Raw genomic sequence first — 13,196 nt, forward strand, 5'->3', positions numbered from 1 at the left:
AAAATCTCGAAAACTTGCGAATAAAACTGGCTTGCCCGGTATAGATCATTAGCACCAAGTGTGATGTGAGAGATCATGCTTTATTTTTCCTCAGTAAAAATCCAAGTGCTGTCTCGAAGACCAAACGAAAGCAAACACCTAAATAGTATTTACATTTAATCAACTCAGGAAACTACAAGACTTTCTGCGCCGGAGATGATGCAACTTTTAAAGCAGCGCAGTTCAACCCCTATTTTTTCCCAGCTCCAAGTGGACACTCCTTATATTGGCATAACTGGTGATCTGGGCCGAACTCAAAACGCTCCTTGATGCTCAATAAATAGTCCAATAAAGCCGAGACTCGCTTTGGCTTGTTGACTCCAGTCCGATAGACCAAATAGATAGGCATATAGATCGCATGCCAGTCTGGAAAGATACGAATCAACTCCTGTCTCTCCAACTCACAGATCATGCTATTGACAGGAATTTGAGCGATACCCACTCCCCCTGCGGCAGCTCTTTTAGCCATTTCCGGGTTATCACAATGAAAATTACTGCGCACCTCGACTGATTCTGTTGAACTTTCGGATACCAAACTCCAAATGGCAGACTCCTGGGCCACGCCAGCAGTAATACAATTGTGCTGACGAAGGTCTTTTGGTGATTCAGGTATCCCGTGCTCCCTTAAATAGTGTGGGCTTGCAACCAATACCTGGGTCGTATACCCAACCTCTTTTGCTACCAAGCGGTCATCTGCAATTTGCCCAACACGAATTGCCAGGTCTATCCCCTGAATAAAAAGGTCATCAAAAGCGTTGGAGAGCTCCAGGGATACCTGGGCTTTAGGCCACTGCTGCAAAAATGGGGGAAGGATATACTGGGCCAAATAACTTCCCATGGCTGGAGGTGCTGAAATACGCAAAAGGCCCTGCACCTGCTGCTCTATTTCCCGCACATCTTCACGTAAGGACTTGAACTCCTCTACCAGTAGAGAAGCGCGACGCAGAGTGACTTTACCTGCATCAGTAATCTCAATTTTCCTGGTAGATCGCTCCAACAGCTTGGCCTGTAACTGTTCTTCCAACTTCGATATGGCCTTACTCACTGTAGATTTGGGTAATCCCAGCTCTTCAGCGCAGTTAGTCAGACTCATCAGTCTGCAAGTGGTCACAAAGATAGATAAAGTTCGGAAGTCTATAGTTTCCAAATCGCGAACAATCAATTTCCAAATGCCTTATTGTTTCAAATCACCCAAGAGAATAGTCTGTGCGCCATCGATAGACAACTGCATTTAGCGACAACATTTTAGGTGAACAAGATGACTGCGACACAAGACTTGTTTTCAAGCATTCAATTAGGTGATGTAAAACTAACTAACCGTGCGGTGATGGCCCCCCTGACCCGCGCAAGAGCTGAAAACCATGTACCTACCCCTTTAATGGCTGAGTACTATGCACAGAGGGCGGGTGCCGGCCTGATTATTGCCGAAGCCACAATGGTTACCGAAGGTACTTCAGCCTTTATCCATGAGCCCGGCATCTATTCCCAGGAGCAAGTTGAAGGCTGGCGAAGGGTCACTGACGCGGTTCACGCAAAAGGCGGCAAGATATTCTTACAACTGTGGCACGGTGGACCGGCTAGTCACCCTGATTTGAACAATGACACAACCGCAGTAGCTGCAAGCCCAATAGCCATTGATGATGTGGTCCACACACCGAATGGAAAAAAACCTTACACCACCCCAAGGTCCCTTGAAACCCAAGAGATCCCAGAAATTGTTGCGGCTTTCAAGCAAGGGGCAGTCAATGCAAGAGACGCCGGCTTCGATGGAGTTGAGGTTCACGGTGCTAACGGCTACCTTTTGGACACTTTCCTGCGGGATGGCTCAAACTTAAGAACAGATGAATACGGTGGGACATTGGAGAATCGTGCACGCCTACTCTTCGAAGTTCTGGATGCCGTCATCGGGGTTTGGGACTCGGGCAAGGTCGGATTAAGAACATCCCCCCTAAACGGATTTAATAGCATGAAAGACAGCGATCCCGTGGGACATACCCGCTGGCTCGCCAACAAACTCAATAAATTTAATCTGGCCTACTGGCACCTGATGCGAGCGGACTTTCTAGGCGAGCAACTTGGAGATGTATTGACCCCCGCCAGGGACCAGTACAAGGGCAACTTAATCGGTAATATGGGTTACGGGCGAGATGAGGCCAATGAGGCCATTGGTCAGCAACAGGTGGATGCAGTGGCCTTTGGTGTTCCATTCCTGGCCAACCCGGATCTACTTGAGCGATTTAAAGCAGGGGCCAGCTTGAATGAAGCAGACCCGAGCACTTTCTACCAAGGCGGTGCAAACGGTTATACCAATTATCCCACGATGTCCTGACCTCTTCGTATTTGCAGATAGGTCGCCTTAAGCAGGCGACCTACCCTCCTCACTCAGATTGGCTACCGCCACAGGTCGGATCTTTATATTACTTATCAATGAGACCAACACAAAACTTAGCAACATTAACAAGTACCATGAGCTGAGCTTCGCCAGGGATACCATTTGCCATTCGTGGGATTGATTAGGGTAAATCCATATATTTGCAAAAGTAGCAATGTTTTCAGCAAACCAAATAAACAGTGCTACCAGCAACCACCCCAAAAGAAGCGGCATAGAGCGATGCTTTTCAACGACCTTAAAGTAAATATTGGTTCGATAAAACATTAACGCTGTTCCCGCTAGTAATGCCCAGCGGAAATCCCAGATATAGTGATGTGTAAAGAAGTTGACATAGATAAACACAACCAGAACAACTGTCAGTAATTTCGATGGATAGTGAGAATATTCAAATTCAAAAATTCGCCACACTCGAGCAATGTAACTGCCCACTGCGCTATACATGAACCCTGTAAACAGTGGCACATTACCAATCCCAAAGAAGTACTCTTCCGGGTAACTCCATGAGCCAATAGCATCGGAGGTCTTAAAGATCTCCATGACGGTCGCAACGACATGAAATACGACAATAACTATTGACTCCCTGAATGTTTCCAGTTTTGTAGCTAGAAGAAAGACCTGAAAGGCTATAGCAGCCAAAAAGATAAAGTCATACCGGTGAATCGATTCCAGTGGATACCAATAGTTGGTGACAATCATGATTCCCAGCAAGAAGCCACCAAAAATACAGGCATAAGCCTGCCTCAAGCCAAACAACCAGAACTCACGAATATATCGTTTCAAATCCACACTTGATAACACTGCAAACAACACCTAGAGGAAAATTTCTGTGGCTTCACAGCCTACCGATTCCATTACCTTTCTATCTTTAGAAAAAACTATCTGACATTTATGTTTTTAAATCCAAACTCTTTACTCCCAGCCTTAAAACCGAGATTCAAGATTTTAGTATAGTTCTCAGGGACTTCAAAAAATACGATTTCCAGCTCAGCCTCAGAACCGCGGGGAAGCTCCAGATGTACCATCCCCCTCACCTCCTGCCCCCCCCTAAATGCCTCATACTCCTTGAAGACAGCGCCATCTTTCATAATCAGGCGCCAGGAGGAAAGCCTTACTTTTTGATGACTTCTCCGATTAGTCACTGTCATACGGCACTGCACTGTACCGCCCTGCCTTACACAATGATTGTGATGGATCTCGACCCCTTGCAGGTAAACAACACCTCCTTCAGAAGTCGTTTTTGGAAGAACTGCAGCAAAATCCGGACTGTGATACTCCTTCCCCAGAATAAAAAATGAAAAACAAGAGATCGAATAAGCCAAAACCACAACCACACCAAATAGGTAGCGATTTTTTAAGTAGCTCCAAATACACAGAGATAGCGAAGTGCACACAATCACAATAGCCATAAAGGCTACAAAATACTCAGGGCGCCATATGCCGTATAGGTAAATCATGGGCTCAGGAAATAGATACTGGGTAAGTGCCCATAGCACTGCTACTAATGCTGACAATACCCCCAATATTTTTGCAGCCAAAAACTTCCTGCGACTGACTGAGTAATGTCCCTCTACCATATCTGTCATTTTGCTCTATCCCTATAAAACCAGTTTCAAACTGGTTAGCTAGCACTGCAGACAACTCACTTAAGCTCCAAGCCAGTGCAAAATGGTACATGATACAGATTTAAAGACCAAAATCGATTACACCCTATTTCTAAGCTTTCTCTAGCAATCTCGATTATAATTTGAACACCACACTCTTCGACAATCTTGAGTTGTGCTCTTTCTGCATGTGAACATGACATAACTATATTGAAAATATAGTCATGCCAGTTATAGAGAGGGGAATGAAATACCAGGGGATTAATCAGAAAGGGAGCTGCCTCTCCCCCTACAAACCAAGGCTCCTGCACATAGAATCGGCGAGTATCAACAGCGCAATAGATCATCCTGACAAATGCAAGTTACCGCACGCACAACGGGCCAATATAGCAATCTTTAACAACAGTTTGCCAGACGAGATAACCTAATCATCGCTACTGTAGGAGCTGCCGTTCGAACTACTATCTGAATCACTATCATACCAACCATCATCCTCCCCCCTACTGGAGGAACCGGACCATCGTGCCATTAAACCTACACCAAGCACGACTAGCATTATCGCGTAAATATCGATCTCAATATTGATTGCCCTGTAAACTCCAAGGCATACAAGACTTAAACCTAGCAAAAATTCCAGAGTACGCACTATTACACCACCTTTCCGTTAATCAGAAACCCCATAATTGTATTTTTTAGGTAAAGCCAGTACCCCACCTAACTCACCCAAATACCGCAGCATCAAACAAAACTCAACATCCACACATTCAAAGAAATACCCACAAGAATCAGGATTAGCTTGACTGTCAAAAAGTGACGTATATTGCCTATCCGAAGAAGGCTTATATTTTCAAGATTAACTTTCTTATGGACGTCCATGCCCGTCTCTTTAATCTGAGCATTGTCGTTGAGAGAAGTTATTCCCTCCAAATTACTTACAGCCTCAACAAGAAAAGAAGATAACTTACCTCCAACCTCATCAATTGGCAGCTTGATTTCACCTGATTTCTTATGCCCCTCAGTTACCACATGCAAATTATCACCCTCTATACTTGCAGAGACTAAAGCCCCCTTAATGTTCGCGGCCTTATATCTGACTGTGGCTTCAATAGCATCCCGTTGTGGGAATCGATTTAATTGGAAAGATAAAGGGCGAATTGTTTTTTCTAGAGGTTTAGTTGCGAAACAAAAACCAGCTACACTTAATAACACCCCCCAATAAGGTATTTCAAAGTAGCCACCAAGAAGAATAATTAAGGCGCAACCTATCATCAGCGCAAAAAATGGCAAGAATAGCTGCTTTACAATACTATCCACCTTTAACAGCATAAATGAATTGATCTTCTTCATATCCATCCCCAAAGATTGTCATTATCAGTTAACCCATGGAATTATCAGCATTAACCTTTGAAATGCAAACAGGGCATCTCTTTACAATGAAGAAGGCAACCAGGGAAGGTAAATTAGCGGTAATTTTACGCTGGGAAAATAAAAAAACCCCTTACCTAAACCAAAGGGTCAAGATAAGGGGATTTAGATTCAAGATCTCTGAACTATGGCGAACTGCAAATCAAGAAATTCGACCTGCTCGCAACCATTCAGAAACACAAAATGCCAACTCCAATACCTGATCGGCATTCAAACGCGGATCGCATTGGGTGCGGTAACAGCTAGCTAAATCTGACTCAGAAATTTTCCAGGCGCCACCGGTACATTCGGTAACATGCTGACCGGTCATCTCCAGATGGATACCGCCGGGATGGCTTCCCTCAGCCCAATGCACTGAAAAGAACTCACGAATTTCCCGCAGGATCTTATCAAAATCCCGCGTTTTATAGCCGTTACCCGCTTTAACGGTATTGCCATGCATCGGGTCCGTACTCCATACCACTGAGCGCCCTTCCGCCTGCACAGCGCGCACTAAAGCCGGTAGCTTTTCACCCAGGGTATCGGCACCCATCCGGGTGATCAAGGTGAGGCGACCCGCATCATTCTCAGGGTTAAGTTTATCGATCAAACGCAACAACTCATCCGGCTGCATATTGGGGCCAACTTTCACCCCAATCGGATTGCAAACGCCAGAAAGAAACTCCACATGAGCACCATCCAGCTGTCGTGTGCGCTCACCAATCCACAACATATGTGCAGAGCAGTCATACCACTTACCAGTGAGGCTATCAGTGCGAGTCAGCGCTTGCTCATATTCGAGTAGAAGTGCTTCGTGAGAGGTATAGAGTACCGTCTCACGAATTGCGGGGGTGTTTTCAGAGGTAACACCACATACCGCCATAAATTCTAAAGCTTCCTGAAGGCGCTCAGCTAACTGGGCGTACTTCTCCCTCTGTGGATTATTTTTCAGGAAGCTGAGATTCCATTTGTGTACCTGGTGCAAATCTGCCAAACCACCTTGGGCAAAGGCCCGCAGTAGGTTCAGTGTCGCAGCAGACTGGTTATAGGCAGTTACCATCCGCTGTGGATCAGGTATGCGTGCTTCAGCGGTAAAATCAATACCGTTGATAATATCGCCACGGTAGCTGGGCAGTTCTACTCCGTTCACCGTCTCGGTATTCGCCGAACGGGGTTTGGCATACTGGCCGGCCATTCTCGCAACTTTCACCACCGGCAGGTTACCGGCAAAGGTGAGCACGACAGCCATCTGCAACAATACCTTGAAAGTATCGCGAATACGGTTTGCATTAAAATCGGCAAAAGATTCAGCACAATCACCACCCTGTAAAAGGAAGGCTTTCCCCTCGGCAACCTGAGCCAGCTGACGGCGAAGTTCGCGAGCCTCTGCCGCAAAGACCAGGGGCGGATGACCAGAGAGCTGTTTAGCTACCTGGGTAACGTCTTCAGCAGAGGTGTATTGGGGCTGTTGATGTGCGGTGAAGTTTCGCCAGCTCTGGGGGGTCCAAATTTGGGTGGGGGATTCGGGCACTGGGACTCCTAGCTCAACTTCCATCTTTCACTCTTACTTCTAAAGGATAAATCTTAAGGGTGAGCATATTGCTCACCCCCAAATGTGCCGAAATTACAGCACGCTGGCAACAGCCTTGCAGAAGTATTCCATATTAATGGAGCCCAGGCCGGCAATGCTGATTCGGCTAGAGTCCACCATATAAATGGAATAGTCTTTTTGTAGCTGTTGTACCTGTTCAGGATTGATACCCAGGAATGAGAACATCCCTTTCTGCTGGCGGATAAAGCCAAACTCACCGGCAGCACCCGCTGCGGCGAGCCCTTCTACCAATCCAGCACGCAAACCGTTAATACGCTCGCGCATTTCGGTCAGCTCAGCTTCCCAGTTCGCTTTCAGTCCCGCATCAGTAAGAATAGATTCTACAATGGCAGCACCGTGGGAAGGTGGCATGGAATAGTTGCCACGAATAGCGCTCAGCATCTGGCTATGGCCTTTATCGGCAGCTTCACCATTCGCATAAATCACCATAGCCAGGCCAACACGTTCGCGATAGAGGCCAAAATTTTTCGAGCAGGAAGCCGCAACCAGCATTTCTGGAACAGATTCAGCCATCAAGCGCAGGCCGTAGGCATCATCTTCCAGGCTCTCGCCAAAGCCCTGATAGGCCATATCGATAAACGGTGTGAAGCCCTGCTTTTGCGCCATTTCCGCCAACACTTTCCACTGCTCACGGGACAGATCCGCACCACAGGGGTTATGACAGCAGGCGTGGAAAAGAACAACGTCGCCCTCACCCACATCCTTCAGAGTCTCGACCATTTTGTCGAACTGCAAACTACTGGTAGCGCGGTCGTAGTAGGGGTAGCTCTTGATTTGCAAGCCCGCATTACCCAGAAGCGGCACATGGTTAGCCCAAGTGGGGTCACTCACCCACACGGTTGCCCCAGCTTTGGCGCGATCAATCAATTCCGCCAGAACTCTTAAAGCACCACATCCACCGGGAGTTTGAGCTGAGCGAACGCGACCGCTCACCAACGCAGGATGCCCGGCACCCAGTACCAGCTCCTGCATGGCGGTGTTGAAACCCGGAGTTCCGGCCGGGCCGATATAGGCCTTGGTTTCCTCACCCTGCAATAGGCGGGTTTCTGCTTCCTTAACGGCTTGCAAGACAGCGGTATGGCCTGCCTCATCTTTGTAGACGCCCACACCGAGATCAATTTTGCTGGGGTTTTCATCCGCGCGGTAGCTGGCCAAAAGGCCCAAAATCGGATCTGGCGGAAGGCTGTTTAAATGCTCAAACATCTGAAAACTCCTCTTAGTTATCTCATTTATTCATCAACGAGGCCGCGCTCAGACCATTCCTTCGCGCGCACCATTAACTTATCAATAATGCAATCCAGTTGTTCCCGCTCCTCAGTGGAGAGGGATGCCATCAAGTCATTCTCGTACTGATGGGCCAGCGGCACTATGCGGGCATAAATATCACGCCCCAGCTCCGACAGGTTCAGCACTTGCCGGCGCCGGTCACCGGGATCTTCACTGCGTGTAATGTAGTCATTCTTTAACAGGGACGAGACGGCCCGACTGATTGCCACCTTGTCCATCGCCGTCTGCTCAACCAGCTCGGCGGCGGATAAATCGGGAAAACGGCCCAGAATTGCCATAACCCGCCAAGCAGGAATGGTGAGGTGGAAGCGCGCACCATAAGCTTGCGCAATAGCATTACTCACTCGGTTGGAAAGTACCGAGAGGCGGTAGGGTAAGAACTTTTCGAGGCGCAGCTCGTCGTTCTCAACAACGGTGGGTCGCGTGTTTTGTTCGATTGTCATAGCTGCCCTCAAACCTGCCTGCTCGGGTGTCCCGGTTGTACCTGATACTCAATTTAACTAACATTGGTTTCAATTGTAACCACTATCGGCACAAATACTTTCTGGGAAAGTTACCGGGCCATACGAAAAAATGGCCGGACAGTATAGGTTTTTTTGCGCCATATTTGCGAACTAATTGGGTCTATGGCGCAAGAAATTTGCGTGTAAGTGGCGCTGAGATGCTCAATTTTTCGCCACCCCTTCGAACCATCCGCACAGAAGCGAGGCCACGCCATGAAACAGTGGATCAGCTTTCCGCGAACGGAAGGAAATACAAGCCGCCAAGCCCATGCAGATTTCCCACCCAACAGCTTTGAAAGGGAAATGGGCAAAGAGGGTTTTTTTGGGCCCTGCACCCACTTCTATCACCGCCATCCCCCCACCGGCTGGAGCCAGTTCGAAGGTCCACTGCGTCCCCACGCTTTTGATGCCACGCAAATGAAGCACAAAGGAACAAGCCCCTGGGATCAAAAGCCGATCCTGCGAAACCAGGATAGCCAGGTCGCCCTCTGGACCTGCCGGGAGCCTATGGATCATCTGGTGCGCAACGCTGACGGCGACCAACTCCTGTTTATACACAATGGGAGTGGCGACTTGTTCTGTGATTTCGGCCATCTCTCTATTCGCGATGGCGACTATATCCTGCTGCCCCGCGGCACCTTATGGCGCCTGACGCCGACAGAGGATGAGCCGCTGGAACTATTGATGGTAGAGGCGATAGGTAGCCATTTTCAGCTCCCCGAAAAAGGCATCCTTGGCCCCAATGCAATTTTTGACCAGGCGATGCTGGATGTGCCTCGTATAGATAAAGCCTTTCTCGATCAACAGGGCGATGATGAGTGGCGGGTTGTAGTTAAAGCCCGGCAACAGCTGTCGACCATTACCTACCCCTTCAACCCACTGGACGCCTGTGGTTGGACTGGGGACAACCTAACCGTTCGTATCAACTGGCGCGATATACGCCCGCTGATGAGCCACCGCTACCATCTACCCCCTTCGGCTCATACCACCTTTGTCGCACAAGGTTTTGTTGTAGCGACTTTTGTACCTCGCCCGATTGAGAGTGACCCGGGCGCACTCAAAGTCCCCTTCTTTCACAACAATGATGACTTTGATGAACTCATCTTCTATCACCGCGGTGACTTCTTTAGCCGCGACAATATTCATCCGGGGATGCTTACCCTCCACCCCATGGGATTCACCCACGGCCCCCACCCCAAGGCATTTGCTACCGGGGCCCGGCATGCGCGCAAGGAAACCGATGAAGTTGCTGTAATGATCGACAGCCGCACCCCCTGGGATATTCTCCCGGATGCCCATGCCGTGGAGCTAACAGATTATGTAAACTCCTGGAAGCCAAAGTGAATACAGCGCATCCAGACAACACCAAAAAGGCTGACATTCAAACAGCCAAACGCCAAAACAAAGAAAAGGAAAGAGAATGGACCTTTACGGATACTTTCGCTCATCCGCCAGCTACCGAGTGCGTATCGGGCTCAATTTGAAAGGCCTGGAATACGAGTATCACCCGGTAAACCTGCTCAAGGGAGATCAGCACGGAGACGACTACCGCACGTTGAATCCACACGGGCTACTGCCAACCCTGAATGATGGCGAAACCAGTCTCACCCAATCCCTCGCCATTTTGGAATGGCTGGATGAAACCCACCCAGAACCAGCGCTACTTCCAAAAGCGCCTGAGGCCCGCGCACATATCCGCGCGCTCGCGCAAAGTATTGCCAGCGATATTCAACCTATACAGAACCTCAGGGTTCTGCAGTACCTCCAGGCTGAACTCAAAGTCAGTGATGAGCAAAAAATTCAATGGATTCAGCACTGGATACACCTGGGCTTCTCCGCGCTGGAGAAGCAATTAAGACCCTCGCCTTTCGCCGCTGGAGACAATCCAGGGTTGTTCGAGTGTTGCTTACTCCCGCAAGTATACAGTGCGGAACGCTTTGGCCTGGATATGCCCCAGTACCCCAAAATCCAGAAAATCACAGACGCTTGCAATGAACTGCCGGCCTTTATTAAGGCCCACCCTTCAGAACAGCCAGACTGTATTGTGTAGTACCCTTTTATGGATGCCCGGTCGCATCGGGCATCCTACATACACTCGAAAATTTCACTACTTGCCACATTTCATTGCCTGTGGTTAATATCTCTATCCAAACTTGAAAATAACTCGAATAATAATATTCCCCACTGCTGTAGCTAATCAGCCGAGGTCATCAATATGAACTCCCAAGACCAGATCTCCCCCAAAGAAAAAGAAGTCATTGAGCATGTCAAAAAGCTGAAGAGCTTTTACCAACACCTAATCACCTACTTATTGGTTATCTCGGGGCTAGTAATTGCCAACTTAATACTCGCTCCCGGATACTTATGGTCACTCTGGGCGGCATTTGGCTGGGGTATAGGGCTCGCCTCCCATGCAATTAGCACCTTCAATTTATTTAATTTCTTTGGTGAAGATTGGGAGAGAAAGCAGGTAGATAAGAGAATGGGGCGTAAATAGCAATAAATCGTGCACGATGGAGCATCGCCAAATACAAGCATATGCTTTAGATGTTAGAGTACTTTCCTTAAAGTACTCTTCTCCAAACCCCTCGCTTTCAACACAAAACTCCAAATACTTCCCTACTTACGAACAATTACCTGCAATCTAAATAAAAATCTACGCATCCCAAGCCGTTTGACAAAAAACAGTTAATTAACAGGCTTAAATTATCGAGTTCTGGTAACAAAGTATTAACACACTTTTTATATAACAATAATAAATATACTATTAAAACGATAACAGGAACCCCAATGTCCTTCCTCAAATTCTCTACAGGCGCTCTATGTCTATCACTTTCGGTATCTATACCCAGCATCAGTAAAGCTGACACTTTTCACTGGCCCGATTACCAAGCAGAAGCAGCCACCAGTGAGCATCGTATTGATGAGCTTTATTACTTACAGCCCCATAACAGCTATGAGCGGCTAGAAAACGGTGAAACACTGACTGACTGGCTCGACAAAGGCTTTCGATCACTGGAAATCGATGTCGTAGATCACGGTGCCTGGCAGGGTAGCAGCCATGGGCCCTATGTTGCTCATGGACAAAACGACATCGGTAATCACATGTGCAATAGCAACGGAGATGATGATCGTCTGGAACACTGTCTGGACGATATCAAATCCTGGCTCTCCGTTAACACTATTGAAGCGCCAATAATGCTGTATATCGATATGAAAACCAATTTAGATTGGTTTAACGCCTGGTATGCAGATGAAATTTATTTGCTTGACCAGTATATCCAACAAGAGCTGGGCGACCTCCAGTACAGCTACCAGGATATGCTTTCATATTTACAACAAATTTCTTCCTCAGAAAATTACCGTACCACGCTTAAAAGTACAGGATGGCCTAGCGTTGGCAACTTATTAAATAACGGCAAAAAAGTAATCGTTATTTTTACCGGAGGACAGTCAGGCAACGTCAATAATCGAATGGAATCCGCATTAGACTCTTACGAGATGAGCGCATTTTTATGTCCTGATATAGATACCGCAGATCCAGAAGAATTTACCGGCTCCATTGATTCAATAGACAGCAGTAGTTCGCAAAGAATATTTTGCGGCAATGTCCAGGCTGGCGATCATTACCAGATAACAGCCAACGCAGCCGCTGAAACCAAACAGCTGATGCACCTATGGGATAGTTCTGGCGATTTTAGCAATACCGACTACGGCTACATATTTACAGCAATCGCACATGGTGCCACTGCAATTGGGATAGATCCTGATACAGTCGCAACCACCCCCAATTATACTGGCACGGCAATTCCTTTTGTAGGAGTAAGGAGAAGTCTTCCCGGCTATTTGAGAATCCGTTCTGCGTCAAATGCTGACTTGTGCATGACCGTCTCCCAGGGCTATAGCAATGGCTCAAACCTAAATATGAACAACTGTGGCTCCGGCAATGAACAGCAGTTTGTTTACACTGCTGAAGGCCAACTCCGCCCTAAGGGTAATAATAAATACTGTGTTGACTTCAACACTGGCTCTGCTGATAACGGCGATAAAATGCACCTGTGGGATTGTGACGGCGGCAATTCGGAAAAATGGCAAATCCAGGAAAGTGGAATCATCCAGAATCGCGATAAGAACTGGACCTACTGTATAGACGCACCGGGTAGTTCAGCCGACGTAGGTGAGCGTCTTCAGGTTTACAAATGTGATGAAAGCGATAAGAGCCAACAGTTTGCTTTAGAAACAATCAATGATTGGGAGCAGAGTAGTTTTTAACTACAGGCTTCAACAAAAAAGGGCATCGTGATAGATGCCCTTTTATTCAACTCAAATACAATGTCCGAGTTCTTGCGAAAGTCACT

Annotated in this window: 12 protein-coding genes; 5 read left to right on the plus strand and 7 right to left on the minus strand. The window is 47.6% G+C overall.

All coding sequences use genetic code 11. The features are described 5' to 3' along the window. Positions 1-229: 229 nt before the first annotated feature. Positions 230-1,201, minus strand: coding sequence for a LysR family transcriptional regulator (locus tag ACJJIE_RS08335; protein WP_444894272.1), 972 nt, complete (start codon positions 1,199-1,201; stop codon positions 230-232). A gap of 96 nt (positions 1,202-1,297) precedes the next feature. On the opposite strand from ACJJIE_RS08335, the gene ACJJIE_RS08340 reads away from it, so the two are divergent. Then, on the plus strand, positions 1,298-2,368 hold the full coding sequence (locus ACJJIE_RS08340; protein ID WP_444894273.1) for an alkene reductase: 1,071 nt from the start codon (positions 1,298-1,300) through the stop codon (positions 2,366-2,368). A gap of 27 nt (positions 2,369-2,395) precedes the next feature. Here ACJJIE_RS08340 and ACJJIE_RS08345 read toward each other — a convergent pair whose 3' ends face one another. From ACJJIE_RS08345 to ACJJIE_RS08370, 6 genes are all read right to left on the minus strand, one after another. Continuing rightward, positions 2,396-3,211: a DUF817 domain-containing protein gene (locus ACJJIE_RS08345; protein WP_444894274.1), complete on the minus strand. Its 816-nt coding sequence runs from the start codon at positions 3,209-3,211 to the stop codon at positions 2,396-2,398. A 95-nt stretch (positions 3,212-3,306) separates the two neighbouring features. Then, positions 3,307-4,014, minus strand: coding sequence for a hypothetical protein (locus ACJJIE_RS08350; protein WP_444894275.1), 708 nt, complete (start codon positions 4,012-4,014; stop codon positions 3,307-3,309). Between the two features lie 756 nt (positions 4,015-4,770). Beyond that, positions 4,771-5,379: a hypothetical protein gene (locus ACJJIE_RS08355; RefSeq protein ID WP_444894276.1), complete on the minus strand. Its 609-nt coding sequence runs from the start codon at positions 5,377-5,379 to the stop codon at positions 4,771-4,773. 220 nt (positions 5,380-5,599) lie between these two features. After that, positions 5,600-6,991 carry a class II 3-deoxy-7-phosphoheptulonate synthase gene (locus ACJJIE_RS08360; protein ID WP_444894277.1) on the minus strand — a complete coding sequence of 464 codons (1,392 nt, stop codon included), beginning with the start codon at positions 6,989-6,991 and terminating at the stop codon, positions 5,600-5,602. A gap of 69 nt (positions 6,992-7,060) precedes the next feature. Beyond that, positions 7,061-8,251 carry an amino acid aminotransferase gene (locus ACJJIE_RS08365; RefSeq protein ID WP_444894278.1) on the minus strand — a complete coding sequence of 397 codons (1,191 nt, stop codon included), beginning with the start codon at positions 8,249-8,251 and terminating at the stop codon, positions 7,061-7,063. Positions 8,252-8,277: 26 nt separating this feature from the next. Continuing rightward, the gene (locus tag ACJJIE_RS08370) at positions 8,278-8,778 is read right to left on the minus strand and encodes a MarR family winged helix-turn-helix transcriptional regulator (protein ID WP_444894279.1); all 501 of its coding nucleotides are present in this window, start codon (positions 8,776-8,778) and stop codon (positions 8,278-8,280) included. Positions 8,779-9,051: 273 nt separating this feature from the next. Between ACJJIE_RS08370 and ACJJIE_RS08375 the strand changes: the two genes are divergently transcribed. The 4 genes from ACJJIE_RS08375 to ACJJIE_RS08390 all read left to right on the plus strand — a co-directional run bounded on the left by ACJJIE_RS08375 (position 9,052) and on the right by ACJJIE_RS08390 (position 13,110). Continuing rightward, a complete protein-coding gene (locus ACJJIE_RS08375; protein WP_282933356.1) occupies positions 9,052-10,182 on the plus strand; it encodes a homogentisate 1,2-dioxygenase in 1,131 nt (376 codons plus the stop codon). Between the two features lie 76 nt (positions 10,183-10,258). Continuing rightward, positions 10,259-10,888, plus strand: a complete 630-nt coding sequence (gene maiA / locus ACJJIE_RS08380; protein WP_444894280.1) for a maleylacetoacetate isomerase — start codon at positions 10,259-10,261, stop codon at positions 10,886-10,888. Between the two features lie 165 nt (positions 10,889-11,053). After that, positions 11,054-11,335: a 2TM domain-containing protein gene (locus ACJJIE_RS08385; RefSeq protein ID WP_444894281.1), complete on the plus strand. Its 282-nt coding sequence runs from the start codon at positions 11,054-11,056 to the stop codon at positions 11,333-11,335. 293 nt (positions 11,336-11,628) lie between these two features. Further along, positions 11,629-13,110, plus strand: coding sequence for a ricin-type beta-trefoil lectin domain protein (locus tag ACJJIE_RS08390; protein WP_444894282.1), 1,482 nt, complete (start codon positions 11,629-11,631; stop codon positions 13,108-13,110). Positions 13,111-13,196 lie beyond the last annotated feature (86 nt).

The sequence above is a fragment of the Microbulbifer maximicatervae (SeqCode) genome (genome assembly GCF_052467325.1).

Excerpts from the sequence above, each read along its gene's own strand:
- ACJJIE_RS08340 (WP_444894273.1), top strand. The coding sequence starts at position 1,298 with ATGACTGCGACACAAGACTTGTTTTCAAGCATTCAATTAGGTGATGTA.
- ACJJIE_RS08350 (WP_444894275.1), bottom strand. The coding sequence starts at position 4,014 with ATGACAGATATGGTAGAGGGACATTACTCAGTCAGTCGCAGGAAGTTT.
- ACJJIE_RS08355 (WP_444894276.1), bottom strand. The coding sequence starts at position 5,379 with ATGAAGAAGATCAATTCATTTATGCTGTTAAAGGTGGATAGTATTGTA.
- ACJJIE_RS08360 (WP_444894277.1), bottom strand. The coding sequence starts at position 6,991 with ATGGAAGTTGAGCTAGGAGTCCCAGTGCCCGAATCCCCCACCCAAATT.
- ACJJIE_RS08365 (WP_444894278.1), bottom strand. The coding sequence starts at position 8,251 with ATGTTTGAGCATTTAAACAGCCTTCCGCCAGATCCGATTTTGGGCCTT.
- ACJJIE_RS08370 (WP_444894279.1), bottom strand. The coding sequence starts at position 8,778 with ATGACAATCGAACAAAACACGCGACCCACCGTTGTTGAGAACGACGAG.
- ACJJIE_RS08375 (WP_282933356.1), top strand. The coding sequence starts at position 9,052 with ATGAAACAGTGGATCAGCTTTCCGCGAACGGAAGGAAATACAAGCCGC.
- maiA (WP_444894280.1), top strand. The coding sequence starts at position 10,259 with ATGGACCTTTACGGATACTTTCGCTCATCCGCCAGCTACCGAGTGCGT.
- ACJJIE_RS08385 (WP_444894281.1), top strand. The coding sequence starts at position 11,054 with ATGAACTCCCAAGACCAGATCTCCCCCAAAGAAAAAGAAGTCATTGAG.
- ACJJIE_RS08390 (WP_444894282.1), top strand. The coding sequence starts at position 11,629 with ATGTCCTTCCTCAAATTCTCTACAGGCGCTCTATGTCTATCACTTTCG.